Below are 19,399 nucleotides of genomic sequence, written 5' to 3' on the forward strand. Positions count from 1 at the left end.
ACACATCGAACTCCCGATAGCCGGCTATCGGGCGGATCAAGGGCGCAAATGAGCACACCACGTAAGATCATCCTTGACTGCGACCCAGGGCACGACGACGCGGTCGCCATCCTGTTGGCTCACGGAAATCCGCAGATCGAGCTGCTCGCGGTAACTACCGTCGTCGGCAATCAGACGCTGGAAAAAGTCACCGACAACGCACTGGCGGTGGGCACCATCGCCGGGATCACCGGGGTGCCATTCGCTGCCGGGTGCCCGCGCCCGCTGGTGCGCAATATCGAAACCGCTCCCCAGGTGCATGGTGACTCCGGGATGGACGGCCCGGCCCAGCCTAAGCCGCGCATCGAATTGGACGAGCGCCATGCGGTGGACCTGATCATCGAGACGATCATGTCGCACGAACCGGGCGAGATCACGCTGGTACCTACCGGAGCGTTGACCAATATCGCGTTGGCGGTGCGCCGCGAGCCACGCATCGTCGAGCGCGTGCGCGAGGTTGTGCTGATGGGCGGCGGCTACCACACCGGAAACTGGAGCGCCGTGGCCGAATTCAACATCAAGATCGACCCCGAAGCGGCGCATATCGTCTTCAATGAGAACTGGCCGGTGGTCATGGTGGGCCTGGATCTCACGCACCAGGCGCTGGCCACCAAGGACGTCGTGCGGCGCATCGAGCAAATCGGCACCGGCCCGGCGAAGTTCGTGCGCGAGCTTATGGACTTCTTCGCTCAGGCCTATCATGACCACCAGGGTTTCGACGCCCCGCCGGTGCATGATCCCTGCGCCGTGGCATATGTGATCGATCCAACCGTGGTGCGTACCCTGCGCGCGCCGGTCAGCGTTGAACTGCGCGGCGAACTGACCCTGGGGATGACGGTAGCTGACTTCCGTGCCCCGGCCTCGGCCGATTGCCATACCTCGGTGGCCGTGGATCTGGATCACGAACGCTTCTGGGATCTAGTTGTCGACGCCCTGGAGCGAATCGGTGAGGTCGAGCTAACAGCGTAGTTTCGGCAAAATCCAGCTAATTGTGATGACAGTCAATGCCAAAGCGCACCGCCATGCATAGACTGGAGATAAATACAGCTCAGGAGGCGAAGTGGCAGTCAAAACCCCGCACCAGAACGTAACCTTCGAATCGTCCGGAACGCAGGCGCACGGCTATCTTGCGCTTCCCGAGTCCGGTAAGGGCCCCGGCGTCATCGTGATCCAAGAATGGTGGGGGCTCACCGACCATATTCGCGATATCGCAGACCGGCTCGCCGACCAGGGCTTTGTCGCCTTGGCTCCGGATCTCTACGGCGGCTCGATCACCCATGATGGCGACGAGGCCGGCAGGATGATGTCCGAACTGCCCGAGGAAAAGGGCGCAGAGCTCCTCTCTGGTGCGGTGGACTACCTGCTCGCCAGCGACCATGTCACCAGCGGCAAGCTGGGAGCCATTGGATTCTGCATGGGTGGCGGTTTCGTCTTGCAACTGGCCGCTCAGCAGGGCGAAAAGATCGGCGCTGCGGTTCCGTTCTACGGTGTCGGCCAGGGTGTGCCCAATGAATTCAGCGGCGTGCGCGCGGCAATCCAGGGTCACTACGCGAACTTCGACGACTCCTACCCGGCCGCCGAGGCCAAGGCCCAGGAGGAACGGATCCGCCGTGAATCCGGTGCCGAGGTGCAGTACTTCTACTACGACGCCAAGCACGCATTCCACAACGACGAGAACCCTGCGGGCAACTACGACGCCCAGCTCGCGGACCTCGCCTGGCAGCGCGCCGTGGACTTTTTGCGACAAAAAGCCAACTAAGCACATAAAGTGGTAGGCATCACAGTTGGTGTATGCCTCGAATACTTCCGAAGCAATCCAAAACTCAAGGAGAAATAATGTCTGAAACCATCCTCGTAGGTGTTGACGGTTCCGAAACCGCTCAGCGTGCAGCTCGCCGGGCCGCCGAACTTGCCGTGAAGCTCGACGCCGATCTGGTGGTGCTCACCGCTCACGCCTCGGACAACACCGAGGTCGTCTCCATCGGCAGCGACACCTGGATCCTCGACGACGCCGAGCAGGCTCGCAAGCTGGCCCAGCGTGTGGCAAATGACGTGCGCAACGCGGTGCCAGGCGTGAAGATCAGCGCCGCTGCCGGCCACGGCAAGCCAGGCGACGTCCTGATCGCCGATGCAACCGACCGCGGCGCATCGATGATCGTCGTCGGCAACGTGGGCATGAAGGGTCTGGGCCGCGTGCTCGGCTCGGTCGCCTCCTCGGTAGCCCACTCGGCACCATGCGACGTGCTTGTGGTCAAGACCGACAAGTAAGCGAAGCTTGAACTGCGGCGGGCACGGATCTTTCCCGGCCCGCCGCAGTGCTTTAACCGCACCGCACCCCAGCAAAAGACCAGTAGGCTTTAACCGTGCAAAAACTTCGAGTTTCCTACGTAGCAGGCGTCACCCCGGGCAAGTGGATGGATCGCTTCACCGAACGCTACCCGCAGGTCGAATTCCAGGCTTCGCGTTATGACGGCGAGGACATCCTCGGCCTGCTGGCAACCGATCAGGCCGATGCCGTCTTCGTGCGCTACGTCGGGGATTCGCCGAAGGACGCCACGCGGCATCTCATTCCGCTCTACGAAGAGCTCGAGGTCGTCTGCGCGGCCAAAGACCACGACGTCGAATACCACGAGGAAACCATCGACGAGCAGGAAGTGGCGAAATTCCCGCAGCTTGACCTGTCCGAGTACCCGGAAGAAGCCGGCGGGATCCCGATCGCGATGGAAGTTGTCGCCTCCGGCGCGCAGGTGCTGCGCGTTCCGCAGAGCATCGCCCGGCTGTACCAGCGCAAAGACGTGGTCTATCGCCTCATCGAGGGCGGAGCGAGAACGCAAATCGGGATCGCCTGGCCCACCGGGCTGGCCGACACCGAACTGGTCGACGAATTCATCGGCATCGTCCGCGGACGCAGCGCAAACTCCTCCCGCCAGGCCTCGGTGCGCAGCACCCAGCAAGAAGCCAAGGCGGTTAATGACAAGCTGCGTGCGGCGGCCAAGGAAAAGGCGAAGCTGCGCGCAAAGCAGGAAAAACAAGCTAAGGCCAAAGCGCGCTCGGGCGGGGCTAAATCCCGCAAGCGCCGATAATAACCTAGTCAGCCACGCTAGAGACATGAGAGAGTAGGCCATATGGAGCAACTCGATACCCTCAGTCTGAGCACCCAGGGCAGCGCCCTGATTATCACCATCAACCGGCCTGCCTCGATGAACGCACTGGCCCTGGAGGTCGTTGCAGACCTCGAGCGGGCCGTCGACTACCTTGAAGCCAGCGGGTTCAAGCACCGCGGAGTGGTCATCACCGGCGCGGGAGAGAAAGCCTTTGTGGCCGGGGCAAATATCGTGCAGATGAATACGATGGACGCGACTGCGGCCGAGGCCTATGGCCGACGCATGCACCAGGTCACCGAGCGGCTCGAGTCGCTGCAGTTGCCGGTGATCGCCGCGGTCAACGGATTCGCCCTAGGTGGCGGGTGCGAACTGGCCTTGGCCTGCGACTTCATCTACGCCTCGCAGAAGGCAAGTTTCGGACAGCCGGAGGTCACCCTCGGCCTGGTGCCCGGCTTCGGTGGATCGGTACGCCTGCCACGCCGCGTGGGCAATGCGATGGCCCGCGAATTGATCTTCACCGGCCGCCGGATCAAGGCCGATGAGGCACTGCGCATCGGCCTGGCTAACCGCCTGGTAGCCCCGGAAGAACTGCTGACCGAAGCCGTCGCGACCATCGAAGAGATGGCCAAGGTTTCCCCGACCGCCGTGGCGAACGCCAAGCGCGCCATGGTCAAAATGGACTCGGTCAACGTCCATGACGCTCTCGAGCTGGAGGCCCAGAGCTTCCACGAGGCCTTTAACACCGCCGATTCCGTAGAGGGCCGGGCGGCCTTCGTTGAGAAACGCGCCGCGAACTTCCCCGGAAACTAGCCATGCACTACGGGGCGCATCAGGACCAATGGCTGCGCTTCTACGCGCCGCAGGAGACCACCGCGCTCGGTGCGGTGATGATCATCCACGGCGGATATTGGCGCGAAAAGTACACCGCGCAGCTCGGTGAACCGCTGGCCTTGGATCTGGCAGCACGCGGTTTCCCCACCTACAACCTCGAATACCGGCGCGGGCCGGGCAGCGCGGCAAAAATGCTGGCCGATGCCCGGCTTGCGCTGGCATTGATCAAGGAGGAAGGCCCGATCACCCTGATCGGGCATTCCGCCGGCGGGCACCTCGCCTGCCTGCTCGCCGCCCATGAGGAGCGGGTCAGCCAGGTGATTTCGCAGGCCGGCCTGCTCGATCTGCAGCTTGCCCGGACGCTGCGGCTGAGCAACGACGCGGTCAACGAAATGCTCGGCGACTGTGATCTGTCCACGCTGAACCCCGTGGAATTATGGCCGACGGGGGCGCGTGTCGTAATCTTTCATGGACGGGCCGATGCGGATGTCCCGGTGAAAATTGCCCGGCGCGCGGCCGATCATGCGGCGGCACTCGGCCAACAACACTCCTTGCGGATTTTCGACGGCGACCATTTCACTTGGATCGATCCGTCCAGCCATCAGTGGGAGGCGTGCGTCAAGGCGCTGTACCCGCTGCACTACAAAGGAGCATGATGAACCCGACGGTCATAGGCGAGGCGCTGGTCGACGTATTGGCCTCCGGAATTGCCCCGGCGCAAGAATTTGTGGGCGGAAGCCCGCTGAACGTTGCCGTCTCACTGGCCCGCCTAGGCTACCCGGGCACCCTGATCACCCGCTGGGGGCAGGACGAAAAGGGCGCAAAAATCGAACGCTTCCTGGCGGAGAACGAGGTCATGTACCTCGGTGGCGCGGACGACGAGCCGACGGTGATCGCCCACGGAATCCTGGACCCCGCCGGCGGCGCGACCTTCGCATTTAACGCCTTCTGGCAGATGCCCACCATCGGCCCCGAACTGGCCCAGGACTCCGAGCTGGTGCACACCGGATCCATTGCCACGCTCTTCAGCCCCGACGAGCTGCTCCCCTTGCTGGCAGCCGCGCGGAGCCACGCCACCATCAGCTATGACCCGAACCTGCGCCCCTCGCTGGTGACCAACCACGCCCAAACTGTTGCCGAGGTGGAGCAATTCGTGGGCCAGGCGGATGTCGTTCGGGTTTCGGGGATCGACCTGAAATGGCTCTACCCGATGCGTACGGTGCACGAGTCGGCCCGCGCTTGGTTGGCCATGGGTCCGGCGATCGTCGTGGCAACCGCCGGGTCGCGCGGCTCCTGGGGAGTGGTGCGCGCGGGCGAATCGGAACACACCGCACAGGCCGTCGAGGTCACGGACACCGTGGGCGCCGGGGACACCTTCACCGCCGCCCTGCTGTGCTGGCTGGCCGAACATGGGCTGATCGGCGCGTCGAACCGTGAAAAGCTGGCCCGGCTTGCGGTGGATCAGCTCGACCAGGCCCTGGATTTTGCCGCCCGCGCGGCCTCGGTCACCGTGGGACGCGCCGGCGCGAACCCGCCGAGCCGCGAGGAGCTTTCATGATCAAGCTGATCGCCTCGGATCTCGACGGGACCATCGTGGCGCGCGATGGCAGCATCAGCGACCGCACCCGTCGCGCCTTCTTGGACGCCCGCGAGGCCGGAATTCATATCGTCTTCGTCACCGGCCGGCCGTTCCGCTGGCTCACCCCCATCATCGAGGCCTTCGGCGGGATGGGGACGGTGATCTGTTCCAATGGGGCCGTGCTCTATGACCTGGAGCAAGACCGCGTGATCTGGTCCCGCACGCTCAGCTCGGCCACCGCCAGAATGGCGGCCGAAATTATTCTGAAGCATGAACCGGACGCCGCCTTTGCGGCCGAGACCACTCGCGGATTGCACCTGGGCGAAAATTTTGCCGAACGCCACCGGACCCTTGGCAGCCAGTCGGTATTGGATCTAGACTCGGAAGCCATCGACCAGGAAGGCATCGTGAAGTTTTTGGCCCGCTCCAAAACGCTGCCCATCGATGAGTTCTACGCTGCCGTCGCCCCGGAACTGGAAAAGCTTCTTTCGGTCACTCACTCCGCATTCGATGTTTCGCTGCTGGAAATGGCCCACGTCGACATCCACAAGGCCACCACTCTCGATGTGTACTGCCGCGAGCTGGGCATTACCGCCGATGAAGTCATGGCCTTCGGAGATATGCCCAACGACCTCGAGATGCTCGAATACGCAGGCCACGGTTATGCGATGGCCTCGGGCCACCCGCTGGCCTTGGCCACCGCGCAGCACACCGCGGATACCCTCGAGGCAGACGGAGTCGCGCAGGTCATCGAGGATCTGCTGAAATGACCTACGCTTTCACGCACCGCGGCGTCCGGCGAGACGGCGAAGAGAATACGCTGATCGCCTTCCAGCGCGCGTGGGACCTGGGCATTACGCACTTGGAAACGGATGTGCGAGCCTCCAAGGACGGCACCGTTTACGCCTTCCATGACCAGAACCTGGACCGGGTGACGGATGCGACCGGGCCGCTGGGCGAGCGCACCGACGAAGAACTTGCTTCGGTGCGTGCAGGCGGGCAGCCGTTGTGCACGCTCGCCGAATTATTGCGCAATTTTCCCGATGCGTTGGTGAATATCGACGTCAAGGACGAGGCGGTGATCGCGCCGCTTGCCCTTTTGATCGAAGAGCTGGGCTGCCACCGGCAGATCGCCTTGGCCTCATTTGATAGCTCGCGCAGTGCCGCGGTGCAGCATCTCATTGCTACGGAAATGAAACGTTCCCCCGGTATTCGTGAGACGGCGTTGATCTGGTTGTGCGCCATGGTTCTGGGCCGCGTGCCTAAACGGCTGATTAAGGACTTCTGGGCCGTGCAGGTGCCCCTCAAACAAGGATTTCTGCCGGTGGTTACCTCGCGTTTTATCCGTGCGGTCCACGGCGCGCGGGTGCAGGTTCATGTGTGGGTCATCAATGATGAGCCGAGCATGCGAATGCTGATCGAGAAGAACGTGGATGCAATTATTAGCGACGAGGCCGAACTGCTGGTCAAAGTGCTCGGTTAGTTCAGCAACACGCGTTTGACCAGATACTTCTCCAGAACCTGCGCATCTGGTTCGAAGCCCAGGCCGGGGGCGTGCGGCAGCTGGATCGCTCCGTCCCCATTCATGGCTGATTGATGCGGAGCGTGCAGCGGGTGCAAGGTATGCGCCCATCTCACAAACGGAATCTCCAACTCTGGAAGCGGGGTCCCGTTGGTGAGAACCTGGGGTGGATCGAGCGCCAGAATTTGAGCGCTCGCAAGTAGCGCAGGCCCGTAATAGAAGTTGTGCGGCACCACCGGAACGCCGAGCCGCTTGCCCGCCTGGCGGATCTCAAGCATTCCCGAGATGCCACCGATTTTGCCGACGCTCGGTTGCGCAAAGCTGAGCGCACTGGACTCCATGGCTGAGATGAGCCCGGCAACTCCCGAGTGGTTCTCCCCGGCGGAAATGTTCGCGAAACGGGCGTTGAGCTCACGAAGCGCCGTCGTGGAATCGGGAGGAAAGACGGGTTCCTCAACCCAGAGCAGATCGAGTGCTTCAAACTGTGCGATGGCCTGCGCGGCACCGTCCTGATCCCAAGCGCAGTTGACGTCGACCATGAGCGCCGAGCTGCCAATGCTCTGGCGGGCTGCTGCGATGGCCTCGCGGCTGGATTCATGCAGTTTGAAGGCCGTAAATCCCAGGCTTTGCGCCTGCTTCACGTGGGATGAAACTTCATCCGGATCTTCGGCGTAATGCACCAGGGAGGCGTAGGCGCGGATCTGGTCTCGCGCGCCGGGCTCAATGTATTCACGCAAGGTCGCTCCGGCTTGTTGTGCCTCGAGGTCCCACAACGCGATGTCCATAGCCGAGAGCGCGTAATGCACCGGCCCGGTCCGCCCGAAGGCATGAAATGCATACTCGGCCGCGGGTATGGAATTGGCGATCCCGGTTTCTCGGCCGATAAAAAATGGGCCGACGATCTCTTGCAGCGCCGCCCATGTGGCGGGGTTCGATTTGTGGCCAAAGGCTTCACCCCATCCGGTAAGCCCGTTTTTGGTACTGACCTTGACCATCAGGGATTCCATGTGTGTGAAATTTCGCGACGATGCATTGAACGTATCGATTGATTCCACATCGGAATCTTCGAGTTCTTGGCGCCCGGCCTCGAAAGGCATGGAAATCAGAAGCAGTTCAATAGACTGAATGTAATCCATTAAGTTCTCGTTGACTTGAGTCAATGCATCAATCTTTCATTTTCTCTGGGGGATTTTCCGGCTTGGCAAGGTGCGGGGCATGAGCCTTTGGTGAATTGTGGAACCGCTCACTGAATTGCTGCGCTCAATGTGGTTGACCTCACGTTGGTTTTTAGTTTAGCGTGGGGGAATACGCTTTGGAAAGCGCATTCCTAACTATTAGTTATTCAGCTTCTCTAGGAAGCATCAAACCGAGGAGTCAGCCATGTTGGTCCACACTCGCCAGGGGTCCCAACGCACCCCTTCGAACGAGGGCGTTGGTCAATGAGTGCCATTGCTGAATTATCAAGACTTAGCAAGACCAAAGGCCGCAAGGCTCCCGCCAAAGACAACAAGGCCGGCCACCTCTTCTTGCTGCCGTGGACTATCGGGCTGTTCCTGATCACGCTGGGCCCGATGGCAATGTCCCTGTACTTGTCATTCACGGACTACAACCTCTTGCAGGCCCCGGAATTCGTCGGCATGGACAACATCGAACGGATGTTCAGCGACGATCGGCTGCACAATTCGCTGCGCGTGACGTTTACCTATGTACTGGTCGGCGTTCCGCTCCAGCTCGGCGTCGCGCTCGGCGTCGCCATGCTGTTGGATCGCGGAATGCGCGGGTTGTCCTTCTACCGCTCGATCTTCTACCTGCCCTCGATGCTCGGCTCATCCGTAGCCATCGCGGTGCTATGGAAGCAGATCTTTGGAACTACCGGGCTGGTTAACCAGCTCCTGGGACTCGTGGGCATCGAAGGCATGGGCTGGATCTCCGATCCGAGCACCTCACTGAGCAGCCTCATTCTGCTCAACGTGTGGACCTTCGGCTCGCCGATGGTGATCTTCCTGGCGGGTCTGCGCCAGATCCCTGCGATGTACTACGAAGCCGCTTCGATCGACGGGGCCACCAAATGGCGCCAATTTGTCAGCATCACTCTTCCGATGCTGAGCCCGATCATTTTCTTCAACCTCGTACTGCAGGTGATTGGCGCCTTCCAGAACTTCACTCAGGCATTCATCGTCTCCAATGGTTCTGGCGGACCGGCGGATTCAACAATGTTCTTTACCTTGTACCTCTATCAGCAGGGCTTCAAGCAGTTTGACATGGGCTACGCCTCGGCGATGGCTTGGCTATTGGTCCTGATCGTCGGTGGTTTCACAGCACTGAACTTCTTCGTTTCTAAGTATTGGGTGTTCTACGATGACTAATCAGACTTCAACTTCGCGCGAGGAACTAGACGCGAATAAATTGACGGCACTTGACGAAGAAGCGCTGTTTGGGGGTCGGCCTCCCGTGGGCGGAACCGATTCCAAGGGGAAAAAAGTCAAGGGCCACCGCCCCAGCGCACGAACCCGCGCACGTGCGATCATCAAGCACACCATTTTGATTCTGGCCGCGCTGATCATGATCTACCCGCTGCTCTGGATGATTGCCAGTTCCTTCAGGCCAAACGATCTGATCTTCCGCGAAGCCGGTCTGGTGATCTCGAGCGTGGAATGGGAGAACTATCCCAACGGTTGGAGCGCACTGTCGGAACCATTCAGCAAATACCTGATGAACTCGGCCATCGTCGTGCTCGGTTGCATCCTAGGAAATCTGGTTTCTTGTTCGATGGCGGCCTATGCCTTCGCCCGCCTGGAGTTTAAGTTCAAGAAGATCATGTTCGTGCTCATGCTGATGACCATCATGCTTCCCATTCACGTCATCATCGTTCCGCAGTACATCATGTTTTCGCAGATCGGTTGGGTCAACACCTTCTGGCCTATCATCGTTCCGAAACTACTAGCCACTGACGCATTTTTCATCTTCCTGATGATTCAGTTCATCCGTGGCATTCCCAAGGACATGGATGAAGCCGCGCGCATCGATGGCGCGGGCCACCCACGCATCTTCTTGCAGGTGATCTTGCCATTGATGGTGCCGGCATTGGCTACCACCGCGATCTTCACCTTCATCTGGACCTGGAGCGACTTCTTCACCTCGCTGATCTACCTGACAAATCCAAGTAACTACACGGTTCAGGTGGCGTTGAATGCCTTCATCGACTCGACCGGCGAATCGAACTGGGGAGCGTTGTTCGCAATGTCGATCATTACTCTCGTACCCGTTTTCTTGGCCTTCCTCTTCGGCCAGAAGTTCCTGATCAAGGGCATCGCCACTACCGGCATCAAATAACCACAAGGGATGGGCTCGGCTGAAACGTTCGAGCCCATCCGCTGGTCAACGATTTCTTAAGGACCCACCCAGATGACTGCACCTAACCGTACCCGGTACGTACTAATCGGCACCGGAAACCGTTGCGAAATGTACCTCACCGCGATCCTGGGCGAGCACAGCGACGTCGCCGAGCTCGTGGCACTATCCGATCCAAACCCCGGGCGGATCGAGTACTACCAAGACGTTGTGGAACAGACGTTCGGGCAGCGCCTGGATGCCTTTGATCCGGCGCAACTGGCCGACTATGTTGCCGAGCACGAGATTAACCGGGTGATCATCACCAGTCCGGACTACACCCACGCAGACCTCGTTTGCGCCGCGCTCCGTGCCGGTGCTGATGTGATTGTTGAAAAGCCGCTGACCATCGACGCTGCAAGCACCACGCGTATCGCGGCGGCGGTTGCGGAAACCGGCCGAGAAGTCATCGTCACCTTCAACTACCGCTACTCACCGCGCAATACCGCGTTGAAGAAGGCCATCGATGACGGATTAATCGGCGAGGTAACCTCCATCGACTTCAGTTGGGTGCTCGACACCGTGCATGGTGCGGACTATTTCCGCCGCTGGCACCGGATCAAGGAGAACTCCGGCGGTCTGCTGGTGCATAAATCAAGTCACCATTTCGACCTTGTGAACTGGTGGCTGTCCGATACCCCGCAACGGGTCTTTGCGGCCGGAGGGTTGAAATTCTACGGCCCGGATAATGCCGCGCGGCGCGGGCAGCAGGCCAGTGAACGTGGAACCCACGAACACAGCGAGGCAGATCCCTTCGACCTGGATCTACGCAGCGACCGTCGCCTGGAGAAGCTGTACTTGGATAGCGAACATCATGACGGATACCGCCGCGACCAAGGAGTATTCGCAGGCGAGATCGGGATTGAGGATAATCTGGCGTTGACGGTGGAGTACGAAGGCGGCCCGGTGCTGTCCTACTCTCTGAATGCGCACAGCCCCTGGGAGGGGTACCGGGTGGCAGTCAACGGCACCGCAGGACGCCTGGAATTGGATGTGGTCGAGCGAGCAGCGGTGCTTCCTGCCGCAGGGGGAAATCCCGTGGATCCGTCCTTCTCGGACGACGGACAGAATACCGCGGTGCGCTCCAAGGGGGAGAAGCTTGTCCTCCAGCGCCACTGGGGGCCGGCCGAGGAACTGGAAATCATCAACGGGGAAGGTTCGCACGGCGGCGGGGATGCACTGCTGCTGGAGGAGCTCTTCCGCGGCACCACAGTCGACAGGTATTCACGGCAGGCCGGATTCCTCGATGGAGCGCGAGCTATCGCCGTGGGAATCTGCGGCAACCAATCCCTGGAATCTGGTCAAGCGGTAGCCGTAGAACAGGCCGGACTTGGTGTTAATTTATCCCTCGTGGAACGGGTTCAGGTGTAATCGGAAAAATGAGCGAGAAAGTTATTATCACTGGCGGATCAGGCCGTCTAGGTCGTGCTGTCGTAGCCGGATTTGCCCACGCGGGGCACCATGTTGTGTCCTTGGACCGAACCCTTCCCGAGGATCCTCTGGACGGTGTCGACTACCGAAGCGTGGACCTCTTGGATGCCGCAGCCACTTGTGCATTGTTCAAGGAAGCCACCCCGCAGGCGGTAGTCTCCCTAGCGGCCATGGCGGTGCCCTTTATGGCGCCGGAGGAAGTGCTGCTGCGCACCAACGCAACGATCGCCCACAACGTCACCTCAGCCGCCGTGGAATCCGGGGCAACCCGCGTGGTCCTGGCCTCCAGCCCATCGATCATGGGCTACGGAGCCCCGGGCGGCTGGAAGCCTGGCAAGCTGCCGCTGGACGAGACCGAAACCCCGCGCCCGTGGCACGCGTACGGCCTTTCCAAATACGTTGCCGAACAGATCGGGGCAATGTTCGCCGCAAAGATGGGCCCAGCAAGCACGGTCAAGTTCGCCTCCTTCCGGCCTTGCTATGTCATTGCCGAAGAGGAATGGGCTGGTGCCATAACGCAGCAGGGACACACCGTGGCCGAACGCTTGGCCGATCCTAAACTTTCGGCTCCGGCGTTGTTCAACTACGTGGACGCCCGGGATGTCACGGATTTTCTGCTCTTGCTGCTGGAACGCTTTGACCGAGTGGAGAATGGTTCGGTCTTCTTTGTGGGGGCCAAGGACGCCATGGCTACCTCCCCATTGTCGGAGCTCATCCCGGAAATCTATCCAGAGCTGGCGGAGCTGGCGGCCAACCTGACCGGGGATTCTCCGGCTTTCAGTATCGAGAAGGCTCGAAGCGTCATCGGCTGGGAGCCAAAGCGCAGCTGGAGAACCGAATTGAAACAACTGGTCTAACCGGTCCTGCGGGAGCCCACCTCTCGCTCTGCGGTTTCAGCGCGCCAACACTGCGGGGCGATCCAAATTGCCTACCCGAATCACCGGCCACCGGGGATCGACGCTGAGTACTTCCACGGTTGGCTTACCGCCATGCTCGATGAGCAGGACGGTATCCTCAACTTTAAAGGTCATGGCGTCCTGTACCGCACTGGGATTCCACGCGAAAGCCTGATTCGCGCGGATGAGGTCGGTAGCATCTGGGGTCAGGCGAGGATCTCTGCCGTTGTAACCGGCAATCCCACCTTGATGATGGTTCTGCCATTCTTGGGGATCGAACCCATGCAGAGGATACGCGGCCTGAACGACGGGGAGCATCGATCTTAGTTCGGTGCCCGGTTGCAAGGATCTGAAAATCTCGTGCTCCACCTGAAGAATCGCGTGCTCTGCTTCCAGCTCTCCGTGCAACGGGTCGCCAAAACGGACCCACCGGGTGACATTGGCGATCAATCCACCGCGGCGAACGCAGAGTACCGCCATGGCTTTGCGCCCAAGCAGGGCCTTTGTGGGCAGGGGGTGGCGGAATGCCGAGCGAGAATCCCCGCAGACCAATGCCACGAGCACTTCGCCGCCGAGGCTGATTGCTGCGGCACTGAGCCTGGCAGCAATATCCCGTTCGGAGTCTTCGGGGCTCGCCTCACCGAGCACTTGCGTGAAAATCCCGGCGACAGCCACACAGAGACCTCGGTACCTGCTGACCTCGGCGTCGCATAGAACGGTACGCAAGCCTCGCAGCTGCACCTCCACTCGGGCCTCGGACAAGACCTCCAGTCCACGCACCTCTGGGCACCATGCCGCATAGTCGTCGAGTGACTCGTACCAGTCCAGAATGTGCAACCGGGCCTCGGGGACTTTGCGCAGTTCTTCGGCAAGCAAGCGGTCCGCTTCGCTCAGCGGCGTGGCGATCTCACAACCTTCGCGGTGCACCAACACACGCAGTGCCGGAGGACTCGCCAGCGAAACATGGGTTCGAGCGCCGGCTAGGTACCACGACAGCGACCCCGCGGTGGACAGCAAGATAGCGTCCGCGCCCAGCTCGTCGAGCAGATCCACCAGCTGGGCATGCTTGAGGTTATATTCATTGAGGGGCATACTTCTCCTGCCGAGATGGAGTAGGAAGTTATTCTTGATTGAACGTTTCGGCCAGCTGGGCACTTTGCTGCTTGGAGAGTGCTCCGTCAACGACCAGAATCCGAACCTTGCGGCTGGCCAAGGCGCTTGGCTCCAGAATCACCGGGCTATCCCACGCCAGCGATGCGCCGATGCCGGGATATCCCGAGTACCGAACAAACCATGGGTCATGCGCTGTGGAACAGAAGATGAGCGTTGCGGCCCCATGGCCCAGGTCGCGGGAATTCAATCCCACCGAATCGGCGGAAAAAACTGCGCTAAATGCCAGCCAATCACTGGTGGAGCCATGCACGGCCGATTCACCGGAGGCATTTGCCGTATAGATTTCGCCCCGATGCACGGCCGGCAGGCGCCAGAAGAATCCGCCATAGCCGCCCTGGTCCCGCCCGTTGGAACCAGGAGACCCCAGCGATACCTGCTGGTCGCGCGCTTGCAGGGCAAACTCAAAGTCCAATGACCAGCCTCGGATTTGCAACCGTTCAAAAGCCTCCGCTCGAACGGTACGGTGTTCATCAAGGAGCACTTGTCCATGGTGGTCAACCCATTCAAGATGCGAAGTGACAGCGGAATTGGATTCGTTGAATTCCTCGCAGACGGCGCGAATGTGCCCATGGTCAGCTTTCCAGAGATAACGCCCAGCTGAGCGCGTGTAGGTTCGTCCGCCCCAGAAATTGGTTCCATTGACATCCTGCAGCGCGACTCCCAGACCGAGATGCCAGGTGTGGTCCAGGGGTTGCTGGTCACTGACGGTGACACCGTCGAGCGTGCGCAGCTGATCAAGGAATGGGCGTGGTGAGTTTGTCGGGGCAATGTCCGTTCCGGTGCGTAGCCGCGCAACCTCCACGGGATCGCCACTGATCGGATGGGCGATCTGGAGAGTTCCGCTAGTGGGTGCCGGCTTGGCCCACGGGGCTCCTAGGGAAGAGAACGCAGTTTGCGCGGCCACCGCGCGGTCAATGAACCTTTCGATGTCTGGAACCACCGGATGATATTCTCCATCTTCGCCTACGCCATAAACCTCGCTGCGGCAGATCGCTTGCGGATCGGGTGAGGTCCGCACCTGTTCGAGGACTTTCATGAACGCTCCGGCATTTTCCAAGGGGCACAGCAGTTTTGGCGCTGCGCCGCTTCGCACATCCACAAGATTTTCGAGCAGGTTAACTCGACCGAAGCTGCGGATATATTCTTCACCGCCGAAATCCGGGTTGGGGCGAACCACCAGCTCGTCTCGTGTGTAGTACAGGGTTGCTTGACCTTCGGTCCCGTAGACGGTGACCCACGGGTCGCGTTGCTCGGCCGCGCACACGGTTAACGCGGCAGTCACCGGGATCCCCTTCACCGTGCGCAGGCAGAGCACCGAGGTGTCATCGGCTTCGATATCATGGGCGTGGTAAAGCTCGGTGGAAAGTGCGGCGACATCCTCGGCTCGGCGTGCCCCGGCAATGTGCAGGGCACTCATCACCGCGTGGGCCAGCGGATTGGTGATGACCCCGTCGGCAATGTGGATGCCATCCAGGACTCGGTGGCCGGCCCAAGGCGCCCGATCATAATACCCCTGAGTGCGCAGCCAGGTACCGGAGGCACCGACGGCGCGCAACTCGCCGATGGGTGAATCACGCGCATCATCAACAAAAAACTCCTCGAGAGCCGCTAAAGCCAAGGAGCCAACTGCCTGAAAACCGACCTGCACCCGGCCTCCGGCCTCCCGGGCAGCAGAAAGCAGTTCCTGGTATTGCGCGAAGGTAGCCGTAGGAGGCTTCTCCAGGTACAGATCGGCGCCGGTCATAAGTGCCTTGAGCGCCAGTTCGTGGTGGGTGTTGATTGGCGTCGAAACAATGATGATATCCGGGCTGATATCGGAGTCGATCAACGCATCAAGGGAGGCGAATATGGGGGTATCTTCGCCGCGGATGTCCGGCCCCGGATCGTCGGGGCCGGCACCGGCCACAAAATTGGCTTTACCCAGCGCAACGAGGCGGTGGATGTTCAGCAGGTGCTGGCGTCCGAACCCGTTCAGCCCAATTAGCGCGATCCCCGGTACTCTGTGATCCGGCGCATCCGTTGTCGTGGCACCTTGCTGCGATAAGTCGGTCATACCCGTCCTTGGTTAACGTCGTTGACTAAGTGAAATAAGGATACGAGCTAGTTGGCGGTGCTCGCCTCCAGCACCCCTGAAGCTTCATTGAGGTGCGGGAGCACTAGCTGCTCGTAACGCTCTTTCATGGTGCGAATGGTCAGCTCCGCGGCTTGATTATTAACTTCTTCGTTGAAGATCTCCACCTCAACGGGACCGCGGTATCCGGCTTGGGCGACCCAGCGGGAAATGGAAGCGAACTCAATGTATCCATCGCCCATCATGCCCCGTGACTGCAGGGCATCGCGGGCGATCGGGAGGTTGAAGTCGCAGATCTGGTAACTTGCCAGTCGACCCTCGTGACCGGCCCGCTGAATTTGAGCTTGAAGCTGCGGATCCCAGAATACGTGGAAGGTATCCACCACGACACCCACGGCCGAAGTCGGGTAGGGAGTGGCCAAGTCTAGGGCCTGGCCCAAGGTGGAGAGCACCGCGCGGTCGGCCACGTACATGGGGTGCAGGGCTTCGAGAACCAGACGCACGCCATGTTCGGCGGCGTAGGGAACCAATTCCCCCAGGGCCTTGGCGACGCGGTCGCGGGCCGCAACAATGTTTTTGTCGGCCCCGTCCCCCTGGCCACCGAGGATATGCGCGGCGGCGGGAAGCCCGCCCACAACCATGATCAGCTCGTTGGCGCCGATGATGGCAGCCTCGCGGATCGCTTCGCGGTTCGATTCCAACGCTTCGCTTCGCCCCGCAGCCGAATTGCTGGTCAGGAAACCGCCGCGGCACAGCGTGCTTGCCTTCAACCCGGCGCCGCCGATGATCTTCGCCGCCGGTTCTGCCCCGCCCACGTCGCTAATGAGGTGGCGCCAGGGACCAATATGGCTCAGGCCCGCCTCGGCCGCTGCCTGCACTGCTTCGCGCAGATTCAGCCGAGGGGTAGTGCCGGTGTTCAGCGCCAGTTCGAAGCTCATGCGACTCCAGTCAGAGTTGGGACGGGGGAGAACACGCCATTAATTTCCAATAGCTGATTCAGGCGTTCAGCGGCTAGCTCGGGATTCAGCAACAGACCGGCCTGATCGGCCAGGACAAACGTGCGCACCAGATGGAGAATCGAGCGGCCGGCATGCAGTCCGCCGACCATTTGGAAACCGGCTTGGTGCCCGTTGAGCCAGGAAAGGAAGGCGATTCCGGTCTTGTAGTAGAACGTCGGTGCGGAAAAAATATGCAGTCCCAGATCCCGAGTGGAATCCAGGATGGTGCGTGCCCGCTGTCCATCTCCCGCGTCGAAGGCCTGAAGCGCGGTCGAGGCCGCCGGATAGATTGCAGCGAAGATGCCTAGCAGGGCATCGGAGTGCCTGGTGCCGTCGCCTTGGATAAGTTCCGGGTAGTTGAAGTCGTCACCGGTGTAGAGCCGGACACCCTGTGGCAGCCGTGCGCGCAAATACTTTTCATGCTCGGCATCCAAAAGCGAAACCTTGACGCCATCGATCTTGGCCGCATGGTTCTCCACCAGGCTGGCGAAGGTGGCGGTTGCCGTCTCGATATCGGTGTCCCCCCAGTAGCCAGCCAGCGCGGGATCAAACATTTCCCCGAGCCAATGCAGAATCACCGGTTTGGTGGCGGCTTCCAGCAGGGTGCCGTAGACGTTCAGGTAGTCTTCGGACGATTCGGCGGCGCGGACCAGCGCCCGCGAACACATCAAAATGACCTTCGCCCCGGACTCTTCGACGAGTCCCAGCATCTCCAAATAGGAGTCTGTGACCCGGGCCAGGTCGCCGGCCTGCACGCTGAGCGGATCCAGCTGGTCGGTGCCGACTCCGCAGGCCAGCAGGTCTCGCACGCTACGCCCGGTCAGCGCCGGATAGCTATTGCTGGCAACTACCCTTGCCGCTTCGGCGGCGGAACGTTGAATGAGTTCCCTGGTCGCCGCGTAGTCCAGGCCCATGCCACGTTGAGCGGTGTCCATGGCATCGGCGACGCCTAAACCGTAGGACCACAGTTCGTGGCGGTAAGCCAAGGTTGCTTCCCAGTCCAAGGAGGCCGGTGCCCCCGGGGTGTTATCGGCGGTCATCAGCGGAATTACGTGGGCCGCAGCGTAGACCTTGCGTGTGCTGATCGGTGCGGTGGGGCGGCGAAAATCTCCGGGGCCGGAGAGCGTGTAGCTGTAGGGTTCCCCGTGCTCGTTGGGCAGGATGATTGTCGGTTGTGTTTGTTGCTGGCTCACAGGGTGATCTCCGGGATGTCGATGGTGCGCCGTTCGGCGCTGGACTGCAGGCCCAGCTCGGCAAGCTGCACGCCACGAGCGGCCGACAGCAAGCCGTAGCGGTGTTCGCGGCCGGCCACGACATCGGCCAGGAATTCTTCCCACTGCAATTTGAACCCGTTGTCCAGATCCGCGTTGGCCGGCACTTCCAGCCACTGATCGCGGAAGGATTCGGTGACCGGAAGGTCCGGGTTCCAGACCGGCTTGGGTGTGTTGGCTCGCTGTTGGGCGACGCATTTGTTCAGACCTGCCACCGCGGATCCGTGAGTTCCGTCGATCTGGAACTCAACGAGCTCGTCGCGATAGACACGCACCGCCCAGGAGGAGTTGATCTGGGCAACAACTTGATCTCCGGCAGGAGTTTCAAGTTCAAAGATTCCGTAGGCTGCGTCGTCCGCGGTTGCCTCGTAGGGCGCACCCTTTTCATCCCACCGGGTGGGGATGTGAGTTGCGGTTTTGGAGGTAACTGATTTGACCTTGCCGATGATGCCTTCGAGGACGTAGTTCCAGTGGCAGTACATGTCGGTGGTCATCGATCCGCCATCGGCCAGCCGGTAGTTCCATGACGGACGTTGGGCTTCCTGGATTTCGCCTTCGAAGACCCAGTAACCGAATTCTCCGCGCAGGGACAGGATCCGGCCAAAGAAGCCCTCGTCGACAAGCCGGCGCAGTTTGACCAAGCCTGGCAGGTACAACTTGTCGTGCACTACGCCGGCGGTAATGCCCTTGCTCTTGGCTTGGCGCGCCAGGTCTACCGCTTCGGTAAGGGTTTCGGCGGTCGGTTTTTCGGTGAAGATGTGCTTACCGGCTGTGATGGCCTTGGACAGGGTGTCGTAGCGCAGCGACGTCATCGAGGCGTCAAAGACGATGTCGACGGAGTCGTCGTTGATTAGCGAGTCGAGGTCGGTGGAGTAGTGCTCAACGTTGTGGAGCTGGGCCAGTTCCTTGAGTTTCGCCTCGTTGCGGCCAACGAGAATTGGCTCGACGGTCACCTTGGAACCGTCGGGCAAGGTAATTCCTCCCTGATCACGGATCGGCAGGATGGAGCGGAGCAGGTGCTGCCGATAGCCCATGCGGCCGGTGATGCCACTCATGGCGATGCGAAGTACTCGTGGTTCTGTCATGGGGGTGCT

19 protein-coding genes are annotated in these 19,399 nt (G+C 60.8%); 13 read left to right on the forward strand and 6 right to left on the reverse strand.

Translation table 11 applies throughout. The annotated features are described in order from the left end of the window. Positions 1 to 48 precede the first annotated feature (48 nt). From CQ015_RS15215 to CQ015_RS15255, 9 genes are all read left to right on the forward strand, one after another. Positions 49 to 1,008 carry a nucleoside hydrolase gene (locus tag CQ015_RS15215; RefSeq protein ID WP_105554070.1) on the forward strand — a complete coding sequence of 320 codons (960 nt, stop codon included), beginning with the start codon at positions 49 to 51 and terminating at the stop codon, positions 1,006 to 1,008. A 91-nt stretch (positions 1,009 to 1,099) separates the two neighbouring features. Next, a complete protein-coding gene (locus CQ015_RS15220) occupies positions 1,100 to 1,798 on the forward strand; it encodes a dienelactone hydrolase family protein (RefSeq protein ID WP_105554071.1) in 699 nt (232 codons plus the stop codon). Positions 1,799 to 1,875: 77 nt separating this feature from the next. Next, on the forward strand, positions 1,876 to 2,307 hold the full coding sequence (locus tag CQ015_RS15225; protein WP_096282935.1) for a universal stress protein: 432 nt from the start codon (positions 1,876 to 1,878) through the stop codon (positions 2,305 to 2,307). 95 nt (positions 2,308 to 2,402) lie between these two features. Beyond that, positions 2,403 to 3,122, forward strand: coding sequence for a LysR family transcriptional regulator substrate-binding protein (locus CQ015_RS15230; protein ID WP_146112484.1), 720 nt, complete (start codon positions 2,403 to 2,405; stop codon positions 3,120 to 3,122). 42 nt (positions 3,123 to 3,164) lie between these two features. After that, positions 3,165 to 3,953 (forward strand): enoyl-CoA hydratase/isomerase family protein, encoded by a 789-nt coding sequence (locus CQ015_RS15235; RefSeq protein WP_096282937.1) that lies wholly within the window; start codon positions 3,165 to 3,167, stop codon positions 3,951 to 3,953. Positions 3,954 to 3,955: 2 nt separating this feature from the next. Further along, the gene (locus tag CQ015_RS15240; protein ID WP_105650541.1) at positions 3,956 to 4,630 is read left to right on the forward strand and encodes an alpha/beta hydrolase; all 675 of its coding nucleotides are present in this window, start codon (positions 3,956 to 3,958) and stop codon (positions 4,628 to 4,630) included. Continuing rightward, positions 4,627 to 5,532 (forward strand): carbohydrate kinase, encoded by a 906-nt coding sequence (locus CQ015_RS15245; RefSeq protein ID WP_308727287.1) that lies wholly within the window; start codon positions 4,627 to 4,629, stop codon positions 5,530 to 5,532. The genes CQ015_RS15240 and CQ015_RS15245 overlap by 4 nt, the downstream gene beginning before the upstream one ends. Next, the gene (locus CQ015_RS15250; protein ID WP_096282940.1) at positions 5,529 to 6,323 is read left to right on the forward strand and encodes an HAD family hydrolase; all 795 of its coding nucleotides are present in this window, start codon (positions 5,529 to 5,531) and stop codon (positions 6,321 to 6,323) included. Before CQ015_RS15245 ends, CQ015_RS15250 begins: the two co-directional genes overlap by 4 nt. Then, a complete protein-coding gene (locus CQ015_RS15255) occupies positions 6,320 to 7,036 on the forward strand; it encodes a glycerophosphodiester phosphodiesterase family protein (RefSeq protein WP_096282941.1) in 717 nt (238 codons plus the stop codon). The genes CQ015_RS15250 and CQ015_RS15255 overlap by 4 nt, the downstream gene beginning before the upstream one ends. Here CQ015_RS15255 and CQ015_RS15260 read toward each other — a convergent pair. Next, positions 7,033 to 8,211, reverse strand: a complete 1,179-nt coding sequence (locus CQ015_RS15260) for a mandelate racemase/muconate lactonizing enzyme family protein (protein ID WP_096282942.1) — start codon at positions 8,209 to 8,211, stop codon at positions 7,033 to 7,035. The two genes, CQ015_RS15255 and CQ015_RS15260, sit on opposite strands and share 4 nt — an antisense overlap. A gap of 303 nt (positions 8,212 to 8,514) precedes the next feature. Here CQ015_RS15260 and CQ015_RS15265 point away from each other — a divergent pair, with 303 nt between their 5' ends. The 4 genes from CQ015_RS15265 (at position 8,515) to CQ015_RS15280 (ending at position 12,753) form a co-directional block, all read left to right on the forward strand. Continuing rightward, positions 8,515 to 9,441: a carbohydrate ABC transporter permease gene (locus tag CQ015_RS15265; RefSeq protein ID WP_105554076.1), complete on the forward strand. Its 927-nt coding sequence runs from the start codon at positions 8,515 to 8,517 to the stop codon at positions 9,439 to 9,441. After that, positions 9,434 to 10,408 carry a carbohydrate ABC transporter permease gene (locus CQ015_RS15270; RefSeq protein WP_096282944.1) on the forward strand — a complete coding sequence of 325 codons (975 nt, stop codon included), beginning with the start codon at positions 9,434 to 9,436 and terminating at the stop codon, positions 10,406 to 10,408. The genes CQ015_RS15265 and CQ015_RS15270 overlap by 8 nt, the downstream gene beginning before the upstream one ends. Before the next feature lie 72 nt (positions 10,409 to 10,480). Further along, a complete protein-coding gene (locus tag CQ015_RS15275; protein WP_105650543.1) occupies positions 10,481 to 11,836 on the forward strand; it encodes a Gfo/Idh/MocA family protein in 1,356 nt (451 codons plus the stop codon). An 8-nt stretch (positions 11,837 to 11,844) separates the two neighbouring features. Next, on the forward strand, positions 11,845 to 12,753 hold the full coding sequence (locus tag CQ015_RS15280) for an NAD(P)-dependent oxidoreductase (protein ID WP_105650544.1): 909 nt from the start codon (positions 11,845 to 11,847) through the stop codon (positions 12,751 to 12,753). Between the two features lie 36 nt (positions 12,754 to 12,789). Here the strand turns inward: CQ015_RS15280 and CQ015_RS15285 are convergent, their stop codons facing one another. The 5 genes from CQ015_RS15285 to CQ015_RS15305 are packed head-to-tail and all read right to left on the reverse strand — an operon-like array spanning position 12,790 to position 19,390. Further along, the gene (locus CQ015_RS15285; protein WP_105650545.1) at positions 12,790 to 13,884 is read right to left on the reverse strand and encodes a Xaa-Pro peptidase family protein; all 1,095 of its coding nucleotides are present in this window, start codon (positions 13,882 to 13,884) and stop codon (positions 12,790 to 12,792) included. A 28-nt stretch (positions 13,885 to 13,912) separates the two neighbouring features. Then, a complete protein-coding gene (locus CQ015_RS15290) occupies positions 13,913 to 16,018 on the reverse strand; it encodes a DUF6807 family protein (RefSeq protein ID WP_105650546.1) in 2,106 nt (701 codons plus the stop codon). 47 nt (positions 16,019 to 16,065) lie between these two features. Next, a complete protein-coding gene (locus CQ015_RS15295; protein WP_105650547.1) occupies positions 16,066 to 16,974 on the reverse strand; it encodes a sugar phosphate isomerase/epimerase in 909 nt (302 codons plus the stop codon). Then, positions 16,971 to 18,227, reverse strand: a complete 1,257-nt coding sequence (locus CQ015_RS15300) for a dihydrodipicolinate synthase family protein (RefSeq protein ID WP_374955696.1) — start codon at positions 18,225 to 18,227, stop codon at positions 16,971 to 16,973. Before CQ015_RS15300 ends, CQ015_RS15295 begins: the two co-directional genes overlap by 4 nt. Next, positions 18,224 to 19,390: a Gfo/Idh/MocA family protein gene (locus tag CQ015_RS15305; protein WP_105554081.1), complete on the reverse strand. Its 1,167-nt coding sequence runs from the start codon at positions 19,388 to 19,390 to the stop codon at positions 18,224 to 18,226. The genes CQ015_RS15300 and CQ015_RS15305 overlap by 4 nt, the downstream gene beginning before the upstream one ends. Positions 19,391 to 19,399 lie beyond the last annotated feature (9 nt).

Source organism: Arthrobacter sp. MYb221, from assembly GCF_002979835.1.
Classification (GTDB): domain Bacteria; phylum Actinomycetota; class Actinomycetes; order Actinomycetales; family Micrococcaceae; genus Glutamicibacter.

Excerpts from the sequence above, each read along its gene's own strand:
- CQ015_RS15215 (WP_105554070.1), top strand. The coding sequence starts at position 49 with ATGAGCACACCACGTAAGATCATCCTTGACTGCGACCCAGGGCACGAC.
- CQ015_RS15225 (WP_096282935.1), top strand. The coding sequence starts at position 1,876 with ATGTCTGAAACCATCCTCGTAGGTGTTGACGGTTCCGAAACCGCTCAG.
- CQ015_RS15235 (WP_096282937.1), top strand. The coding sequence starts at position 3,165 with ATGGAGCAACTCGATACCCTCAGTCTGAGCACCCAGGGCAGCGCCCTG.
- CQ015_RS15240 (WP_105650541.1), top strand. The coding sequence starts at position 3,956 with ATGCACTACGGGGCGCATCAGGACCAATGGCTGCGCTTCTACGCGCCG.
- CQ015_RS15245 (WP_308727287.1), top strand. The coding sequence starts at position 4,627 with ATGATGAACCCGACGGTCATAGGCGAGGCGCTGGTCGACGTATTGGCC.
- CQ015_RS15250 (WP_096282940.1), top strand. The coding sequence starts at position 5,529 with ATGATCAAGCTGATCGCCTCGGATCTCGACGGGACCATCGTGGCGCGC.
- CQ015_RS15255 (WP_096282941.1), top strand. The coding sequence starts at position 6,320 with ATGACCTACGCTTTCACGCACCGCGGCGTCCGGCGAGACGGCGAAGAG.
- CQ015_RS15260 (WP_096282942.1), bottom strand. The coding sequence starts at position 8,211 with ATGGATTACATTCAGTCTATTGAACTGCTTCTGATTTCCATGCCTTTC.
- CQ015_RS15265 (WP_105554076.1), top strand. The coding sequence starts at position 8,515 with ATGAGTGCCATTGCTGAATTATCAAGACTTAGCAAGACCAAAGGCCGC.
- CQ015_RS15270 (WP_096282944.1), top strand. The coding sequence starts at position 9,434 with ATGACTAATCAGACTTCAACTTCGCGCGAGGAACTAGACGCGAATAAA.
- CQ015_RS15275 (WP_105650543.1), top strand. The coding sequence starts at position 10,481 with ATGACTGCACCTAACCGTACCCGGTACGTACTAATCGGCACCGGAAAC.
- CQ015_RS15280 (WP_105650544.1), top strand. The coding sequence starts at position 11,845 with ATGAGCGAGAAAGTTATTATCACTGGCGGATCAGGCCGTCTAGGTCGT.
- CQ015_RS15285 (WP_105650545.1), bottom strand. The coding sequence starts at position 13,884 with ATGCCCCTCAATGAATATAACCTCAAGCATGCCCAGCTGGTGGATCTG.
- CQ015_RS15290 (WP_105650546.1), bottom strand. The coding sequence starts at position 16,018 with ATGACCGACTTATCGCAGCAAGGTGCCACGACAACGGATGCGCCGGAT.
- CQ015_RS15295 (WP_105650547.1), bottom strand. The coding sequence starts at position 16,974 with ATGAGCTTCGAACTGGCGCTGAACACCGGCACTACCCCTCGGCTGAAT.
- CQ015_RS15305 (WP_105554081.1), bottom strand. The coding sequence starts at position 19,390 with ATGACAGAACCACGAGTACTTCGCATCGCCATGAGTGGCATCACCGGC.